Origin of the sequence: Stenotrophomonas maltophilia, assembly GCF_013464915.1 — a bacterium.
In the GTDB taxonomy this organism is placed as follows: Bacteria; Pseudomonadota; Gammaproteobacteria; order Xanthomonadales; family Xanthomonadaceae; genus Stenotrophomonas; species Stenotrophomonas maltophilia_AT.
The window spans coordinates 23,520-36,576 of the sequence record NZ_RAVT01000059.1 but is presented as its reverse complement, the minus strand read 5'-3'; the positions used below and the strand labels follow the sequence as shown (position 1 = coordinate 36,576).

9 protein-coding genes and 1 tRNA gene are annotated in these 13,057 nt (G+C 66.6%); 6 read left to right on the top strand and 4 right to left on the bottom strand.

The features are described from left to right. Positions 1–77: transfer RNA gene (locus D7T59_RS18770), tRNA-Arg, on the top strand. 547 nt (positions 78–624) lie between these two features. Here the strand turns inward: D7T59_RS18770 and D7T59_RS18765 are convergent. After that, complete coding sequence (locus D7T59_RS18765) at positions 625–1,545, bottom strand: LysR family transcriptional regulator (RefSeq protein ID WP_100443621.1); 921 nt, start codon at positions 1,543–1,545, stop codon at positions 625–627. 140 nt (positions 1,546–1,685) lie between these two features. Between D7T59_RS18765 and D7T59_RS18760 the strand changes: the two genes are divergently transcribed. Then, positions 1,686–2,387: a pirin family protein gene (locus D7T59_RS18760; RefSeq protein ID WP_049428172.1), complete on the top strand. Its 702-nt coding sequence runs from the start codon at positions 1,686–1,688 to the stop codon at positions 2,385–2,387. 113 nt (positions 2,388–2,500) lie between these two features. Here D7T59_RS18760 and D7T59_RS18755 read toward each other — a convergent pair whose 3' ends face one another. Then, positions 2,501–4,705 (bottom strand): TonB-dependent siderophore receptor, encoded by a 2,205-nt coding sequence (locus tag D7T59_RS18755; protein WP_180852714.1) that lies wholly within the window; start codon positions 4,703–4,705, stop codon positions 2,501–2,503. Between the two features lie 174 nt (positions 4,706–4,879). Continuing rightward, complete coding sequence (locus tag D7T59_RS18750; RefSeq protein ID WP_164137940.1) at positions 4,880–5,575, bottom strand: alpha/beta hydrolase; 696 nt, start codon at positions 5,573–5,575, stop codon at positions 4,880–4,882. A gap of 184 nt (positions 5,576–5,759) precedes the next feature. Here D7T59_RS18750 and D7T59_RS18745 point away from each other — a divergent pair, with 184 nt between their 5' ends. Beyond that, positions 5,760–6,899, top strand: a complete 1,140-nt coding sequence (locus D7T59_RS18745) for an MFS transporter (protein ID WP_164137944.1) — start codon at positions 5,760–5,762, stop codon at positions 6,897–6,899. An 84-nt stretch (positions 6,900–6,983) separates the two neighbouring features. Here the strand turns inward: D7T59_RS18745 and D7T59_RS18740 are convergent, their stop codons facing one another. Further along, positions 6,984–8,102, bottom strand: a complete 1,119-nt coding sequence (locus tag D7T59_RS18740) for an alpha/beta hydrolase (RefSeq protein ID WP_180880314.1) — start codon at positions 8,100–8,102, stop codon at positions 6,984–6,986. Positions 8,103–8,285: 183 nt separating this feature from the next. Between D7T59_RS18740 and D7T59_RS18735 the strand changes: the two genes are divergently transcribed. The 3 genes from D7T59_RS18735 (at position 8,286) to D7T59_RS18725 (ending at position 13,054) form a co-directional block, all read left to right on the top strand. After that, positions 8,286–9,632, top strand: coding sequence for a c-type cytochrome (locus D7T59_RS18735; protein ID WP_180852712.1), 1,347 nt, complete (start codon positions 8,286–8,288; stop codon positions 9,630–9,632). After that, positions 9,629–10,555: a c-type cytochrome gene (locus D7T59_RS18730; RefSeq protein ID WP_180852711.1), complete on the top strand. Its 927-nt coding sequence runs from the start codon at positions 9,629–9,631 to the stop codon at positions 10,553–10,555. Before D7T59_RS18735 ends, D7T59_RS18730 begins: the two co-directional genes overlap by 4 nt. 120 nt (positions 10,556–10,675) lie before the next feature. Continuing rightward, the gene (locus D7T59_RS18725; protein ID WP_180852710.1) at positions 10,676–13,054 is read left to right on the top strand and encodes a TonB-dependent receptor; all 2,379 of its coding nucleotides are present in this window, start codon (positions 10,676–10,678) and stop codon (positions 13,052–13,054) included. Positions 13,055–13,057: the final 3 nt, after the last annotated feature.

The following is a 13,057-nucleotide window of genomic DNA, read 5'->3' as shown; positions in this document are numbered from 1 at the left end:
GCGCCCGTAGCTCAGTTGGATAGAGTACCTGGCTACGAACCAGGCGGTCGGGAGTTCGAATCTCTCCGGGCGCACCATTACACCGAAACAGCAGGCCCCGGCCTGCTGTTTTTTTATGTGTGTTTTTCGGCAGGGCTGCGCCCTGCACCCGCCGAAGCAACGGCCGGAGCAACAGCAACAGCACGCATTCCGTGGGGTGGCGGGGCGGTGTCGGAGTGCGGGGACGCCGCAAGTACGTCCCTGTAGGCTTGGCAGCCGCATCCATGCGGCTGACACCCCGCACTCCGACACCGCCCCACCTCTGACAGTTTCCCGATGTCTGATGGATCCACGCCTGCGTGGATGACTCCATCGGAATCGAATATTTCGATATCCGTGAGATCTGAGCCGAGCATGGCTCGGCTCTACAGAAAGCAATACCCGACAGGTTGCGGGAAACTGTCGAAGGCGGGGTGGGTCCGGTTGCGGGAGTGTCCGCGGCATGGATGCCGCGGCCAAGCCCCCAGGGATGGGTTTACGGCGTCTCCCGCAACCGGAGCCACCCCGCCATCCCTCAGGAAACCAGCTTTTGCTTCGGCCGTGGCTGTTGCTCCGGCGGGTGCWGGGCGCAGCCCTGCCAAACCCCTAACCCCTGGCCATTGCCTGCCACCACTGCGACAGCAGCTCCGGCCTGCGCAGGCGCTCTCGCCACCAGCGCAGTGCGGCGCCATCCTCACCGGTGCGCCAGGCCAGCCAGAAGGTCTCTTCCGGCTTGTGCTCCTCCACCTCGCGGATCACCAGCTGGCCACGCGCCACCGCCGCGCGCGCGCATGGCTCGGGCAGGAAACCGAAGCCCACGCCTTCGCATTGCAGCTTCAGTTTGCTGGCCATGTCCGGCACCGTCAGCATCTCCTGCCCCATCAACAGGCCCACGGTACGCGGCAGCAATCGACGCGCCGAATCGGAGACGGCGATCGCGCAGTGTTCGACCAGCTGCTCGCGCCCAAGCACGCCCGGTACTGCAGCCAATGGATGATCGGGTGCGACCGCGAACACGAACTCCACCGTGCCCAGCGGCTCGACCACGTAACCGCCACCACTGGGCCCCTCGCCCGGCGCGCCGACCAGCAGGTCGGCACGGCGATCCAGCAAGGCCTCCCAGGTGCCTGACAGTGCCTCACCGATCAGCCGCAGCCGGGTCGGCGCCTCAGCCTCACGGAAGGCGGCGATGTCCGGACCCAGCAGCCAGGTCGGGAACACCGAGTCCACCGCCAGGGTCAGCTCGGTCTCCCAGCCCGACGCCACCCGGCGCACCCGCAGCTCCAGCTCACGGGCCGCGCGCAGCAGGTGCCGCCCTTCATCCAGCAACGCGCGGCCGGCCTCGGTCGGCTCGGCGCGCGGGCCGACCCGGTCAAACAGCTGCACGCCCAGGTCCTCCTCCAGCTTGGCCACGGTGTAGGAGATGGTCGAGGGCACCTTGTGCAGGGCCTTGCCGGCGCCGGCGAATGAGCCGCGGCGGTCGATGGCATCCAGGATCTGCAGGGCATCGAGGCTGAGCTTGAGCATTCGAATTTTTCGATGATGGCTGTCAAAACTATCCGTTTTTCAAACCGCGGGTGCAAGCGGATACTTCTCTCCAACGGGGAAACACGGCGGATACAGGCCAACCCCGCCCCATCGAAACCATCGAACAAGGAGATTCCATCATGCTTCAGATCCGCAAGAGCGCTACCCGTGGCCTGGCCGAGCATGGCTGGCTGTCCTCGCGCCATACCTTCTCCTTCGCCAACTACTACGACCCGCGCTACGTCAGCTTCGGCCCGCTGCGGGTGATCAACGAAGACAAGGTGATCGGCGGCCAGGGCTTCGGCACCCACGGCCACAGCAACATGGAAATCATCTCCTACGTGCTGGGCGGTGCGCTGGAACACAAGGACTCGATGGGCACCGGTTCGGTGCTGCGCTACGGCGACGTGCAGCGCATGAGCGCCGGCAGCGGCGTCACCCACAGCGAGTTCAACCACTCGGCCGACGAGACCGTTCACTTCCTGCAGATCTGGATCTTCCCGGATGCGGAGAACATCGCGCCGTCCTACGAGGAGACCCATTTCACGCCGGACAGCAAGCGCGGCCAGCTGCGCCTGATCGCTTCGCCGGACGGTGCCGACGGTTCGCTGCGCATCCACCAGGATGCCCGCATCTTCGCCACCATTCTCGATGGCGGCCAGAAGCTGCATCACGCCCTCGGCAACGGTCGTGGCGCCTACGTGCAGGTGGCGCGTGGCCAGCTGCAGGTGAACGGCATCACTCTGGAAGCCGGTGACGCGCTGCAGGTCAGCGACGAAGCGCAGCTGACCCTGGAAAACGGCAACGACGCCGAAGTGCTGGTGTTCGACCTGCCGCTGTAACGACAACGCCCGCGATGCCATCCAGCATCGCGGGCGTCTTTGTAGAGCCGAGCCAATGCTCGGCGGGCTGTCAAACCGCAGCCGAGCGTAGGCTCGGCTCTACGGGACCGGCGTCAGAACCTGTAGTTCAAGCTCAACCGCACATTGCGCGGCTCACCCCAGGTGTAAGTGCTGTACCAGCTGAAGATCGTGTAGTACCGCTTGTCCAGCAGGTTGTTGACGTTGAGCGTGGCCGACAGGCGGTCGTTGAATTCATAGCGCGCCATCGCATCGAGCAGCCAGTACGGCTGGGTGCGATGCACGACCTGCGCGCTGGTGGCGGGGTTGGTGATCTCACCGAAAGTGGAATCCTGCCAGCGCGCGCCACCACCCAGCGTCAGGCCCTTCCAGTCGCCACGCAGGCGATAGCTGGTGTGCAGGCTGAACTGGTTTTCCGGTTCCAGCGTGGTGACCTTGGCACCGGCCTGGCGGGCGATCTTGTGCGAGAACCCACCCTGCACCTGCCAGCCTTCCGCCAGCTGGCCCGACATCTCAAGCTCGTAGCCCTTGGTACGCACGCCCATCAGGGCGCGATACGCATCCTGCCCGTCCGGCGTCTTGCCGCCGGTGGGCTGGGCGAAGTTGTCCTGGTCGAGCTGGAACAGCGCCGCACTGGCGTTGAAGCGCCCATCGAGGAACTCGGCCTTCAGGCCCATCTCGTAACTGCGGCCTTCCAGCGGATCCAGCGCCTTGCCCTGCTCGTCGCGTTCGCTGTGCGGCTTGAAGATGGTGCTGTAACTGGCATACACCGAATAGTGCTCGCCAAGGTCGTAGACCACACCGGCATACGGCACGAACACGCCGGTCTCGCGCGTGCCCGGCGAGCGGTAGCTGGCCAGGCGGCTACCCACGATCACCTTCAGTGGATCGGCCACGTCGAAACGACCGACCACATAGACGCCATTCTCGCGCGTCACTTCGTTGTTGTCGTAGCTGCGCTGCCATTGCGGCTCCGCAATGTCGCCCTGCCATGCGCGGTAATCGGGCACCTCGGTCGGATAGCCGGGCTGCGGCGAGTAACCGGTATTGGTCCAGCGCTTGCGCGAGGCGCTGCCACCGACCACCAGCTCATGCTCGCGGCCGAACAGGCCGAAATGACCGCTCAGGTAGAAGTCGGCCGCGTTGCTGACAGTCTTGCCAACGTACTTGCCCAGCCACAACGACACGCCTTCGCCGGTGACCGGATCGGGATTGCCACCGGCCGCTCCCGCCAGCGCCGCGTCATAGCCGTTGACCTGGTGGTTGAGCTGCAGCTTGGCCACCCAGTCGTTGGCGAAGGTGTGCTCGAGCGTGGCAAAGCCGGTGCGCACATACTGGCGCCAGCCACTCCAGCGGGTGCCGTTGTTGAACGAACGCGGCATGTCATTGAAGTTGCCGGCACTGTCCAGCAGCGGAATGCCGCCCCAGGTCGAGCCCTTCGGGTCGCTGTCCATCGCATCGCCACCCACGGTCAGCAGGGTGCGCTCGCCCAGATCGGCTTCCAGCACCGCGTAGCCGACCTTGCTGGTGCGCTGGTAGTAATCGAGATTGGAATGCTTGTCCTGCCAGGCGCCCACTGCACGACCGCGCACGCGTCCATCGGCGGTCAACGGGCCGCCGACATCGATCTCGGCGCGGTAATCATCCCAGCGCCCCACACCCAGCGTCGCGCTGCCGGCAAAGTCCTTGCCCGGCTTCTTGCGCACCAGGTTGATGGTCGCACCGGGATCTCCCATGCCGGTCAACAGACCGGTGGCGCCCTTGAGCACCTCGATGCGGTCATAGATGGCGGTATCACTGAGCGTGTTGCCCGCCGAGTAGGCCGAGTCACGCGACATCGGGATGCCGTCGTACTGGAAGTTCTGCACGGCGAAGCCGCGTGCGTAGTACTCGGTGCGCTCGCTGTCGTAGGTGACGATGCTGATGCCCGGGGTCACCCGCATCACGTCATCGATGCCGTGCAGGCCGAAGTCATCCATCTCGGCGCGGGTGATCACGCTGATGGTCTGCGGGGTCTGCCGCGGGGTCAGCACCAGGCGGGTGGCGGTGGCGATGGTGCCCGGCGTGTAGGCGCCGCTGCCTTCGGTGATGGTGCCCAGCTGGTTGGCGGTGACCTGCACCGTCTGCAGGGTCTGCGAGGCTGGCGCCTGGCGATCCTTGTCCGGTTCAGTGGCGGACTGCGCTGCAGCCATTGCGCTGCTGCCCGACAATGCGATCAACAGGCTCTGCGCGAGCACCTGCGGCAGCAGGCGGCGACGCGGCAATGAGGACGGAAGACGGACAACGGGCACGTACAGCACGACAGGACCTCCACGATCGGGTGGGATCCTCTGGCGGCGGCTGGAGGCAGGATGGGAACGCGGCCGGACGGCCGCAGGCGCAGGAGTGTACTCCCCTGCGCCCCGGCTGTCGTGCGGCGTGCTGTCGTGCGGCGTGCGGTCCTGCCGTGGGCTGTCGCGCTGTGCTGCTGGGGCTCAACCGCCGATGGCGGCGCAGGCCTCCAGGATCAACGCGGTTACTTCCTTGGGCTTCGAGGCCAGCGAGGCATGGCTCGCATCCAGCTCCAGCAGGCGCTTGGGCTGCATCCTTGCGGCCATGGCCTTCTGGTTGTCCGGTGCGATCATGCGGTCGTGGCGGGACAGCTGGTACCAGCTCGGCCTGTGCTTCCATGCCGGATCGCTGACCGTATCGCCGAAAGTGCTGGCCAACGGCGCCTTCTGGGTCACTGCCATCACCCGGCCTTCGTCGTCGCTCAGGTCCTGGCAGAAGCTCTCATGGAACTTGTCGGCACGCAGCCACAGGTAGCCATCGCTGTCCGGGGCCAGGTTCGGCGCCGCTTCCGGAAGATGCTGCTGGGTGATGCCGCCGGGGCTCTCGCCGGCATCGGGAGCAAAGGCGGCGATATAGACCAGGCCCTTCACATTGGCCTCGTTGCCGGCCTGGCTGATCACCGCGCCGCCGTAGGAATGGCCGACCAGCAGCACCGGCCCGTCGATCTGGCGGATCATTTTCTGCGTGCGCCCGGCATCGTCGGCCAGCGAGGTGAGCGGCAGCTCCACCGCCTGCACGCGGTCATGGCCACTGCGATGCAGTTCCAGGATCACCTTGGCCCAGTGTGCGGCCCCGCCCCAGAATCCATGGACGAGGAGGATGGTCGGTGTCGTGCTCATGAACAGGTCTCCGGCAGCGGCCGGCAGGATGCCGGCCTTGCAGCCACTGTCCGTGCATGGCGTTAATCACTGGTGACGCAATCGGGTCACTGCAATCGTATGCGTCGTCCGATGTCATGCACGGCACTTGCCGAACCCGACTGGAACCGTTTTCATGACGACTCCCTGGAGCTTCGCGCCGCGCATGACGCCTTCATCCCCACGTGCCCAGCAACACGCCACCCGTGCTGCCTTCTTCATCCCCGGATTCGCCACCGCTGCATGGGCACCGATGGTGCCTTACGCCAAAGCCAAGGCCGGGCTGTCCGATGCCAGCCTCGGCGCCGTGCTGCTGTGCCTCGGCCTCGGCTCGCTGCTGGCGATGCCACTGGCGGGCGCATTGACGGGGCGGCTGGGCTGCCGCCGGGTAATGGTGATCACCTGCGCGATGATGCTGTGCGCCCTGCCCCTGCTGGTCCTGGCACCGACGCCACTGGCACTGGGGGCGGCGCTGTTCGTGTTCGGTGCCGGCGTCGGCGCCCTGGACTGTGCAATGAACATGCAGGCAGTGGCCGTCGAGCGCGATGCCGGGCGGCCGATGATGTCGGGCTTCCACGCCTTCTACAGCATCGGCGGCTTCGTTGGCGCCGGCTGCATGACCGGCCTGCTGGTGGTTGGAACACCGTTGTGGGTAGCCGCGCTGGCTTCGGTGACGGCACTGCTGCTGGTGGCGGCGCTCTCGGCGCCGCACTGGCGCCCGCAACGGATCCTGCATGAGGGGCCGTTGCTGGCGTTGCCACATGGCGTGGTGCTGTTCATCGGCGTGCTGGCCTTCGTGGTGTTCCTCGGCGAAGGCTCGATGCTGGACTGGAGCGCGGTGTTCCTGGCCGAAGTGCGACAGGTGCCGCGCGACCGGGCCGGTGCTGGTTTTGCGGTGTTCACCCTGGCAATGACCGCGATGCGCCTGTTCGGCGATGGCATCGTCGAGCGACTTGGCCGTACCCGCACGATCGTGATCGGCGGCATCACCGCAGCGGCCGGTTTCAGCCTGGCCACGCTGGTGCCGTCGTTCCCGGTGGCACTGGCCGGCTACGTGCTGGTCGGGCTGGGCTGCGCCAACATCGTGCCGGCACTGTTCTCGATGGCCGGCCAGCAGCGGGTGATGCCGGAGAGCATCGCGATCACCGCGGTCACCACGTTGGGGTACGCCGGCATCCTCGCCGGCCCGGCGGCCATTGGTGCGCTGGCTCACGCCACCAGCCTCGGCTTCGCCTTCCTGTGCGTGGCCGCCCTGCTGCTCGGCGTAGCCGCCTCCGCCCGCGCACTGGCACAACGCCTGCCCTGACACAAAAAGGGGACGGAGGGGATTAAGTCGTTTCCCGCACACCCGGGTTGGAAACGACTTAATCCCCTCCGTCCCCTTTTTTTTTCAGGTGTGAGTGAGCCACTCGGCCTGGGCTGGCAGCTGCGGGGCCGGGCAGGCGCTCTTCGGGTGGTGCTCGTCGCGCGCCATCCAGTCGTCGACCACGCCGGCCAGCAGGTCCAGCCGCAGCGGCAGGGTGATGTGGTCCTCGCCGCGCATCTCGATGTAGTGCGCGCGCGGGTTGGCCAGGGCCAACTGGCGGCCCTGGCTGACCGGAATGTGCTGGTCGCCCTGCCCGTGCAGCAGCAGCACGCACGCGCGGGTATCGGCCAGCGCGCGAGCCACGTCCACCCGGTCCAGATCGACGTCGATGCGGCGGCTGGCGGCGGCGATCACCTGGTTGATGTCCTGCCCGCCATAGCGCCAGCGCGCGTAGGAAGCCACCGCCTGCGCCTTCAAGCCTTCCGGCTGCAGCCCCATCAGGTGCGGAATCATCGTGCGGATGGCCACGCCGGCGTTGGCGAACGATTCCATCGCCACCACGCCTTCCACCTGATCCCCCAGCTTGTCGGCGGTKAACACCGCCGTGGCCGCGCCATACGACACGCCGAACAGATACAGCGGGCCGGTCACTTCGCCGCGTGCACGCAGTTCGCTGATCACATCGACCACATCGTCCGATTCGTAGGTGCCATAGCCGGACGGCCCCGCACCGGACTGGCCATGGTTGCGCAGGTCGAGCGTGACCACGCGGTAGCCGGATTCGGCCAGCTGCAGCGACCACGGCAACATCGAATCACCGTTCATCATCCACCCGTGCAGCAGCACCACGGTGCCGCGCGGCGCCTGCGCACGGAACGGCTGCGGTACCGCCAGGCTCAGCCCGGTATCAAGCGGCAGGCCGTTCTCGTGGCGCTGCGGCAGGTAGCGGTAGCGCGCGCCGTAATCCCCCGGGTCGAACACGCGCCAGAAGATCGGCACGCCATCGCGACCCGGTGCGAAGCCATGGCGGTTGGGCAGTTCGGCAATGGCCGCGGCGATGCGCGGGCGATCGAGCAGGGTCGACACGCCACCCGGCGCGATCAGCCGATCGGCGAGCGAGGTGGACGACGCGTTGATCGAGGAAGAGCATGCAGCCAGCCACAGGCCGGCGCACGCCAGCAACAACAGCAGCAGGCGCTTCATGGGCAATCGGGGAAAAGGTGCGACAGCGTGGCAGGTTAGCGACGCGGGCACGGGCCATCTATCGCGCATGGATGACGGCTTGATGACAACGCAGGAACGATTCAGCTTGGTGCACAAGCTGTATCCGTTCAGTCATTGATCCGGATCAATGAACACGCGCGCGGGAATCTCCACAGTGCCGCCATGCGCACCTCGCTCAAGCTCGCCATTGCCCTGGCCGCCTCGCTGGCCGCCGCCTACGGCATCGCCCGCACCACGCCCTACTGGTTTGCGCCGCGGCAGACGGCGCAGGTCGATATCCAAGACCCGGCGCTGATCGCGCAGGGCCAGTACCTGTCGCGCGCCGCCGATTGCGCGGCCTGCCATACCGCACCGGGCGGCAGGCCGTTCGCCGGTGGCCTCGGCATGCAGACGCCGATGGGCACGATCTACTCGACCAACATCACGCCCGATCCGCAGACCGGCATCGGTGCCTACGACTACGCCGACTTCGAGCGCGCTGTGCGCCGTGGCATCCGCCACGATGGCCAGCCGTTGTATCCGGCCATGCCGTACGCCTCGTATGTGATCGCCAGCGATGCCGAGATCAAGGCGTTGTACGCCTACTTCATGGGCTCGGTGCAGCCGGTGAAACAGGACAACGCCGACAGCACCATTCCGTGGCCGGCCAACATGCGCTGGCCATTGGCCTGGTGGCAGCTGCTGTTCGCGCGCCCACGCAGCTTCAGCCCGGATCCGTCGCTGGATGCCGGCCAGCAGCGCGGCGCCGAACTGGTTGAAGGCCTGGCCCATTGCGGCGCCTGCCATACGCCACGCGGCCTGGCCTTCCAGGAAAAGGCCATGGCCGACGATGGCAACCGCCAGTTCCTGTCCGGCTCGGTGCTGGAAGGCTGGTATGCGAAGAACCTGCGCAATGAATCGACCGGCCTGGCCAGCTGGAACGAAGGCGAGATCGTCGACTTCCTGCGCACCGGCCGCACCGATCGTTCTGCGGCCTTCGGTGGCATGGCCGATGTGGTCGAGCACAGCACGCAGTACCTGTCCGACGCTGACCTGCTGGCGATGGCGCGCTACCTGAAGCAGCTGCCCGCCCGCGAAGGACGTAGCGCGCAGTGGTCGGCCGGCACCGATACGACCACCGCCGCACTGCGCAGCGGCGACTACCGCGTGGCCGGTTCGCTGGCCTATGCCGAGCATTGCCAGGCCTGCCATCGCGCCGACGGCCGCGGCATGCCGCGCGTCTATCCGGCCCTGGCCGGCAACTCGATCGTGTTCGCTGACGATCCCAGTTCGCTGGTGCAGGTGACCCTGATCGGCGGCCGCACGCCGCATACGCCGCATGACCGCATGGCCTTCACCATGCCCGGCTTCGAGCAGCTGCCGAACGCGCAGCTGGCACAGATCCTGACCTTCATCCGCAGCAGCTGGGGCAACCAGGCCAGCGCGGTAAGCGAGGTCGACGTGGCGCGGATGCGCCGGGTGGTGCGCGACAAGCCGGTGCATTACGTTCCGCAGGAGGCCGCACGATGAAGCGTTCGCGCAGACGTTCCCGCCTGCTGATCGGCAGCGCGATCACCATGGCGCTGCTGGCCGGTGCTGGCACCCTGGCCTATCGCCACCTGTACCCGGACCTGGATGCCGCCGTGGCAAGCACGATCGATATCCTCGATGCGCAGGGCAAGGTGGTCGGCCACTACCACGCGCCCAGCGCCGAAGAGATCGCCGGGCTGGGCAATGCCGAATCGGTGATGCTCGGTCGCCGCCTCCTCAACGAAACCGCGCGGCTGTTGCCGGACAACGTCGGCAACGATCTGAACTGCAATTCGTGCCACATGGCCGAAGGCAAACGACCGTTCGGCAACCACTACTTCAACACCGGTGGTGGTGCCTATCCGCGTTACATGCCGCGCCCGGGCAAGGTGATCGGGCTGACCGAGCGCATCAACGGCTGCCTGCAGCGCTCGATGAACGGCAAGCCGCTGCCCAAGGACTCGCCGCAGATGCGCGCGATGCTCGACTACATGGCGTGGTTGAGCAGTCCTGTGCCAGACGGTGCAAAGGTCGCCGCCCCCAGCGAAGGGCCGATCGACAGCACACTGACCCCGGACCCGATCCGTGGCCAGGCACTGTACGCCGTGCAGTGCGCAGCGTGCCACGGCGACAACGGCGAAGGCCAGCGCGACGCCAGCGGTGACATCGCCTTCCCGCCGCTGTGGGGTGACCACAGCTTCAACATCGGCGCCGGCATGGCGCGCCTCTACAAGGCCGCCGGTTTCATCAAGCACAACATGCCGCCGGCAGTGACCCGCGAGCCCCCGCTCGGGCAGCAGGTGATGCCCGACCAGGATGCGGTGGACATCGCCAGCTATTTCATCAACCAGCCGCGGCCGGACTTCGCCAACAAGGCCAAGGACTGGCCGCGCGACCCGAAACCCAGGGATGCGCGGTACTGACAGGCAAGCGGCCGGAGGCACCGGCCGTCACACAACACCGTTCCTGCATCTGCGCGTCATGCCGATGTCATTGGCGCTGCCGACACTCCGGGGCTTCCCTCTGCTGAAGGTCCGGTTTCGATGCGAACGATTGCGCGCTTTCCCCGTGTTTCGCTGCTTGCCCTGCTGATCGCCCCCGCACTGGACGCCCTGGCCGAAGCACCGCAGGGCGAGACGGCCGAAGCGCGCGGCACTGATGCCCGTACCCTGGACCAGGTGCAGGTAATCGGCCAGGCTACCAGCTACGCCAAGACCTCGGTGCGCGCGGAAACGCTGAACCGGCAGACGGTGATGAGCAGCGTCAACGATGCGCTCAATGAAGTACCGGGCGTGGTGGTCAGCGAGGCCGACGCCACCGGCTCGTCGGTGTGGGGCACGCAGATCAGCATGCGCGGCTTCGTCACCAACCGCGATACGCAGCAGATCGGCACCACCATCGACGGCCTGCCCAACGGTGGCTCCGGTTACGGTGGCGGTTCACTGGCCAACCGCTACATCGACACCCTCGACCTGGAGACGGTGGAAGTCAGCCAGGGCACCGCTGATATCTCCTCGCGCTCGAACGAAGCGCTGGGCGGCACGCTCAACTTCCTCACCAGCGACCCGCTGCAGGACAGCCGCCTGCGCTTCGTGGTCGGTGCCGGTGACAACGATGCGCGCAAGTATTACGTACGCTACGACACCGGCCTGCTCGGCGGCCACACCCGCGCCTGGGTCAGTGCCTCCTCGTCGAAGGTGCACGACTGGATCGATGGCACCGGGCACGCCAGCAACGACCACATCGCCGGCAAGTTCATCACCGAACTGGACCGTTGGACGCTGACCGGCTACCTGTCGTACAACGATGCCGACGAGCCCGAATACACCAGCGTATCGCCGAAGGGCTTCGCGACCAATCCGGAGCGCGACAACCTGGTCGGCACCCTGACCGGCATCCCGTACCTGGACCAGAACTACCGTTCCGGTTCGCGTGCGCTGCGCGAGAACACCTTCGGCTACCTGCGCGCGGCGTTCGATGGCGGCAATGGATTCAAGGCCTCGATGGCCGCCTACGGGCACCGCATGCAGGGCCGCGGCGACTGGCTGCCACCCTACCTGGCGCAGGTCAGCGATGATGGTGCCGGTCGCCCGGAGTCGGAGTACATCGGTGGAAAGACCGTGTATGGCGGCAGCAACCGCGGCCAGATCTTCTTCGTCAATCCCGATGGCAGCGCCGCGCAGCGCCTGGCCAGCTGCACGCCGCGTCTGGGCTTCACCGCCGAGTACGATCCGAACTGCTACGCGGGCAACGTGCTGGGCGCGCAGTCCTACCGCCACACCCACTACGACAACGACCGCATGGGCGTGACCGCCGATGTCGAGTGGCGGCAGACCTTCGGCGCGGTCGACAACACGATCCGTGGCGGCCTGTGGGTGGAGAAGCTGGACCGCTCGGCGCGCCGCGACTGGCATCGCCTGCTCAATGTCGGCCAGAGCATCGACTTCGACCACCAGCCGTACTGGGTGCAGTTCGAGGACAAGTACAAGGTTGACGAACAGATGTACTACGTCGAGGACGTGGCCCGCTTCGGTCCGTTCAGCGCACGCCTGGGCGTCAAGCAGTTCTTCGTCGACCAGTCGCGCCGCCGCGTGATCGGTGCCAGCGAGCACGTCAAATCCGATTCCAGGTCCGATCCGCTGCTGTCCACCGGCTTCACCTGGGCACCCGGCGTGGAAGGCATGGAGCTGTTCGCCGGCTTCTCGCAGAACTTCGCCGCGATTCCCTCCGGCGTGCTTGGCGAGACCGACCCGCAGCGCTTCCGCAACGTCGAGCCCGAAACCGCCGACAACATCGAAGTGGGCATGCGCATCAGCCGCTGGCCGCTGACCGCCTCGGTCACGCTGTACAACATCAAGTTCGACAACCGCATCGTCTACCTGCCGGCCGGCTTCGTCAGCGGCATCGATTACCTGGGCGAGACCGATGGCGTCTACGAGAACTTCGGCGGCGTGGAGAGCAACGGCCTGGAAGCGGCGTTCGGCTATGGTTGGGACAATGGCTGGCGGATCAACGCGGCCTACACCTACAACCGTTCCAAGTACCTCGGCAGCGGTAATGCCGCGCGCGATACCCAGCTGGGCATCGTCGACGGTGCCAAGGTGATCGGCCAGCCGGAGAACACCCTGGTACTGTCGGCCGACTGGCAGGGCGCCAACTGGAACTTCGGCCTCTCCGGCCGTTACCTGGGCACGCGCTACCTGGATGCCGCCAACGTCAACAAGCTGCCCTCTGCCACCGTGTTCAACGCCAACATCGGTTTCGACCTGCAGGGCCTGTCGCCGCGCCTGAAGGGCATGGGTGCCAACCTGGTGGTGAGCAACCTCACCGATAAGCGGTATCTTGCAGGGGTGGACGGCCGCGACAACGCCTTCATCGGCGCTCCGCGCACCGTCGGCATCTCCTTCCGCGTGGACCTGTGAGTG

What these genes read in the sequence shown, in the direction of transcription:
- D7T59_RS18765 (WP_100443621.1), bottom strand. Translation starts at nt 1,545, where the DNA reads ATGCTCAAGCTCAGCCTCGATGCCCTGCAGATCCTGGATGCCATCGAC.
- D7T59_RS18760 (WP_049428172.1), top strand. Translation starts at nt 1,686, where the DNA reads ATGCTTCAGATCCGCAAGAGCGCTACCCGTGGCCTGGCCGAGCATGGC.
- D7T59_RS18750 (WP_164137940.1), bottom strand. Translation starts at nt 5,575, where the DNA reads ATGAGCACGACACCGACCATCCTCCTCGTCCATGGATTCTGGGGCGGG.
- D7T59_RS18745 (WP_164137944.1), top strand. Translation starts at nt 5,760, where the DNA reads ATGACGCCTTCATCCCCACGTGCCCAGCAACACGCCACCCGTGCTGCC.
- D7T59_RS18735 (WP_180852712.1), top strand. Translation starts at nt 8,286, where the DNA reads ATGCGCACCTCGCTCAAGCTCGCCATTGCCCTGGCCGCCTCGCTGGCC.
- D7T59_RS18730 (WP_180852711.1), top strand. Translation starts at nt 9,629, where the DNA reads ATGAAGCGTTCGCGCAGACGTTCCCGCCTGCTGATCGGCAGCGCGATC.
- D7T59_RS18725 (WP_180852710.1), top strand. Translation starts at nt 10,676, where the DNA reads ATGCGAACGATTGCGCGCTTTCCCCGTGTTTCGCTGCTTGCCCTGCTG.